Below are 2871 nucleotides of genomic sequence, written 5' to 3'. Positions count from 1 at the left end.
GCGCTGGGGCATACCTTCGGCTACCACTACGACCAAGCAAGAAGGCTCATCGGCCTTACCAACGAAAACGGCACCCGCTACCGCTTCGCCTACGACGTGCTCGACCGTTTGGTGGCCGAGAGCGGTTTCGACCACAAACTGACCGCCTACCACTACAACGCCGGTAACGAACTGGTGCAGCAAAGCGAATACGGCGACGATGCCTCCGTAGCCGCCAAACTGATGGCGCAATACGGCGGACAGCCCGTTAAAAGCACAGACAGGACGCCGCTTTCAGACGGCCTTAAAGACAAAACCCCGCTCAGAATCACCGAGTTCCAACGCGACATCTTAGGCCGTCTGAAACACACCCTTGCCCACGACAGCAAAGGCAACATTCAGGAAACCGCTTATCATTACGACCTTAACGGCAACCTCGTCCGTGCCGCCAACCGACACAGAATTACCTGTTTCGACTACAACCCCAACGGCCAACTTATCGGTCAACACCAATGGAACGTACCCACCCGAGAAGAGAATGCCCGAAACGGCCTGATAGACACCGACTGGCGCGACCCGCAATACGATATGCTGTTCCAGCAGATTACCGACAGCATCCATTACCATTACGACTTCAACGGCAACCGCACCACCACCGTCCTGCCCGACGGCCGCCAAATCAACTACCTGTATTACGGCAGCGGCCACCTGCACCAAATCAACCTCGACGGCGAAGTCGTCAGCGACATCGAACGCGATAAACTGCACCGCGAAATCCAAAGGACACAGGGTGCCTTAACCAGCCGCTACGAACTCGACCCCCTAGGCCGTCTGAAAAAACAAATCGCCGCACTCAACGGCCTGTCTGAAAGCGGCAAAGCTGCCGTAGGGGCGGGTTACATACCCGCCCGCACCCCTGCCCAAACCGCCGTCAAACGCAGCTACGGCTACGACAAAACCGGCAACCTGCTCCACAGCAGCGACCAGCGGATGGGAACGACGCATTTCGAGTATGACAAACTCGGCAGAATCACCCAAGCGGGCAACGAACGCTTCGCCTTCGACCCCGCGCACAATATCCTTTCAGACAGGCATCAGGATAACGTAGTAAAAGACAACCGTCTTAAAGAATACAACGGCACCAGCTATTACTACGACGACCTCGGCAACCTGATTCATAGAGAACTGCCAAACGGCGAAGTGCAGAACTATTTCTACGATTTGCACGACCAACTGGTTAAAGTGGAAATCTTTAAGAAAGACGGCATTAAAGAGACTTGGGCTTACCGCTATGATGCTTTGGGCAGACGAATCGGCAAAGGCCGTCTGAAAACGGAGAACGCTAACGAAGTTTCAGACAGGCATTCAACAGATAATGCCTGTCTGAAAGTGGAAATCGAGTTTGTTTGGGACGGCAGCCATCTGTTGCAGGAACAAAATTCAGACGGCCTCTACACATATATTTATACCGACCAAGATTCTTACGAACCGCTAGCGCAAATTTACAACTATACAAACCCGGAAAGCGAAAGCAGACAGGAAACCAACTACTTCCATTGCGACCAAATCGGCATACCGAGAGAAATGACCGATAAAGACGGCAATCTGCTTTGGTTTGGGGATTATTACGGTTGGGGTAAGCTGAAGAGCGAGACCAACATTACCAATGCCCATCAGCCGTTCAGGTTGCAGAACCAGTATCGCGATGAAGAGACGGGCTTGCATTACAACTTCTTCAGGTATTACGAACCTGATGCAGGGCGGTTTGTTAATCAGGATCCGATTGGAATAATAGCTTCAGAAAATCTTTATGCGTTCGCACCAAATACTCAAAGATGGGTAGATATTTCAGGTGCAATGGCTCAAGTTGCTGCGGGTTGCGCCATAGGCGCCCCCTTCGGCGGGCCTGTCGGCTGTGCAGCCGGAAGTGCAATTGCTTTAGCGGCTACTGCCGTATTAGCTGTCGGTGCTGCCGCAACCGCAATATCTACATCACGTTCAAAATCAACTACGGCATGTAGTAAGTGCAGCTCTCCACAACCTAAATGCCCTCCTGATGTTTTGAAAAAACTTTCTGAAAAAGTCAGCGAAGCTAAAAAAGCTGTTGGAAAACTTGGGGGATGCAAACCCGAAATGAGCCCAAAAGATTTACTAAAACGTTCAAAAGCATGGCTAAATTTAGCACTTGCCCGCTCTATACGAGAACAAAAATGCTGGGATGGAGGAGATGAGGGGCACCAAAAAGCAATGGCAGAAGCTTGGCGACATCATTACAAATGTAAAGAATATTTAAAATAGTGGTGGCTAATATGGGAAGATTAGAGATTTCTTATAGAGTTTTTCCTAAAGAAGGGCTATTTAAAAAAAAATATCGAGAAGATATTTATCGAATAGAAGAATTCAAAGATGACTTTGAGTATTATGAAAACACACCAATAGAAAAAATTATTATTGATGAACACCATTTATTATCTTTTACTTTTTTCTCACCGGAAGGAATAAACTATTTAATGCCTAAAATTATTGAAGGCATTAACAATGATATTAAAAATGATAACTCCACTACAAATATAGAAGAATTTATTGTAGGAATTTCTTCTAGTGAAACTATAAATACTGCTTTAGGTTTTTTAAAAGAAGATGAGTTAGGAATTTTAAAAGAATCCTTAGAAAAAATATTGTTCGGAAATTCATTAAGACTAATAGAGCAAATAGGTGAATACTATTTATTTAGAAGTCTTGAATATATCGAAAAACTTATCAAAAATTTCTCCTAAGCGAGTCTAGATTACAATTTTGACCTAGTTTTTCCCCAACGCGTTCAACCATCTGAAACCCAACCATATTTATGAGCTCGGTTTCACCGGCATGGTGCATTCCTTCCAAGCGCCC

2 protein-coding genes are annotated in these 2871 nt (G+C 46.7%); both read left to right on the top strand.

Annotated features, from left to right (window positions below):
- A partial coding sequence (locus HMPREF9370_RS01880) for an RHS repeat-associated core domain-containing protein (protein ID WP_156793017.1) occupies positions 1–2277 on the top strand: 2277 nt, incomplete at its 5' end.
- An 11-nt stretch (positions 2278–2288) separates the two neighbouring features.
- A complete protein-coding gene (locus tag HMPREF9370_RS01875; RefSeq protein WP_040666780.1) occupies positions 2289–2756 on the top strand; it encodes a hypothetical protein in 468 nt (155 codons plus the stop codon).
- Positions 2757–2871: the final 115 nt, after the last annotated feature.

It is taken from the genome of Neisseria wadsworthii 9715, assembly GCF_000227765.1.
Taxonomy (GTDB): Bacteria; Pseudomonadota; Gammaproteobacteria; order Burkholderiales; family Neisseriaceae; genus Neisseria; species Neisseria wadsworthii.
This window is presented reverse-complemented; position numbering and strand designations above follow the sequence as displayed.